General features: G+C 69.2%; 1 protein-coding gene. It reads left to right on the forward strand.

Annotated elements, in window-relative coordinates:
- The coding region (gene dxs / locus ACS5Q0_RS27410; protein WP_473129778.1) for a 1-deoxy-D-xylulose-5-phosphate synthase at nucleotides 1-1,848 on the forward strand (1,848 nt) is incomplete at both ends.

A 1,848-nucleotide genomic window follows, 5' to 3' on the forward strand; every position in this document is an offset into this window, starting at 1 on the left:
CTCCTGGATACCATCAAGACACCGGACGACCTGCGTCGTCTTTCCGAAGGGCGGCTGCAGCAGGTTGCGGACGAGCTGCGCACGGAGACGATCAGCGCCGTGTCGGTGACCGGGGGCCATCTCGGCGCGGGGCTCGGCGTGGTCGAGCTCACGGTGGCGCTGCACTACGTCTTCGACACTCCCCGCGACCGCCTGGTCTGGGACGTCGGCCACCAGGCCTATCCCCACAAGATCCTCACCGGCCGCCGCGACCGGATCCGCACCTTGCGCCAGGCCGGCGGCCTGTCCGGCTTCACCAAGCGCGCGGAAAGCGAATACGACCCCTTCGGCGCGGCCCATACCTCGACCTCGATCTCGGCCGGCCTCGGCATGGCCGTGGCGCGCGATCTCGAGGGCCGGCGCAACAACGTCATCGCGGTGATCGGCGACGGCGCGATGTCGGCCGGCATGGCCTACGAGGCGATGAACAACGCCGGCGCGATGCACTCGCGCCTGATCGTGATCCTCAACGACAACGACATGTCGATCGCCCCGCCCACCGGCGCGATGTCGTCCTATCTCGCCCGCCTGGTCTCCGGCGGCACCTATCGCGGCATCCGCGAAACCGCCAAGCAGCTCGCCCGGAAGCTGCCGGCCTTCTTCTACGAGAAGGCGGCCCGCGCCGAGGAATTCGCCCGCGGCTTCTGGACCGGCGGCACCCTGTTCGAGGAGCTCGGCTTTTACTATGTCGGCCCGATCGACGGCCACAACCTGGATCACCTGCTGCCGATCCTGAAGAACGTGCGCGATGCCGAGACCGGGCCGATCCTGGTCCATGTGGTCACCCAGAAGGGCAAGGGCTATGCCCCGGCGGAAGCCGCCGCCGACAAGTATCACGGGGTGGCCACCTTCGACGTGGTCACCGGCACGCAGACCAAGGCCAAGGCCAATGCGCCGTCCTATACCAAGGTGTTCGGCGAGAGCCTGATCCGGCAGGCGCGGCAGGACGACAAGATCGTCGCCATCACGGCGGCGATGCCGTCCGGCACCGGCATCGATCTGTTCGGCCAGGAATTCCCGACCCGCACCTTCGACGTGGGCATTGCCGAGCAGCATGCGGTGACCTTTGCGGCCGGCCTGGCCACCGAGGGCTACAAGCCGTTCTGCGCGATCTATTCCACGTTCCTGCAGCGCGCCTACGACCAGGTGGTGCACGACGTGTCGATCCAGAACCTGCCGGTGCGCTTTGCCCTCGACCGGGCCGGGCTCGTGGGCGCGGACGGGCCGACCCATGCCGGCTCGTTCGATCTCGCCTATCTCGGCTGTTTGCCGAACATGGTGGTGATGGCGGCCGCCGACGAGGCGGAGCTGGTGCACATGGTGGCCACCGCGGCGGCGTATGACGCCGGCCCGATCGCCTTCCGCTATCCGCGCGGCGAGGGCGTCGGCGTCGATCTGCCGGAGCAGGGCGTGCCGCTGGCCATCGGCCGGGGCCGCATCGTGCGTCAAGGCAGCCGCATCGCCCTGCTGTCGCTCGGCACCCGGCTGGCCGAGGCGCTGAAGGCGGCGGAGGAGCTGGAGGCGCGCGGCCTGTCGACGACGGTGGCCGATGCCCGCTTTGCCAAGCCGCTCGACGCGGACATGATCCTCGGCCTGGCGCGCGATCACGAGGTGCTCGTGACCGTGGAGGAGGGCTCGGTCGGCGGCTTCGGCTCGTTCGTGCTGCAGCTGTTGTCCGACGCGGGCGCGCTCGACCGCGGCACTCTGAAGGTGCGTTCCATGGTGCTGCCCGACCTCTACCAGGAGCACGACAAGCCCGAGCGCATGTATGCCCAGGCCGGCCTCGACGCCGCCGCCATCGTCGCAAAG

It is taken from the genome of Microvirga sp. HS2, from assembly GCF_055792805.1.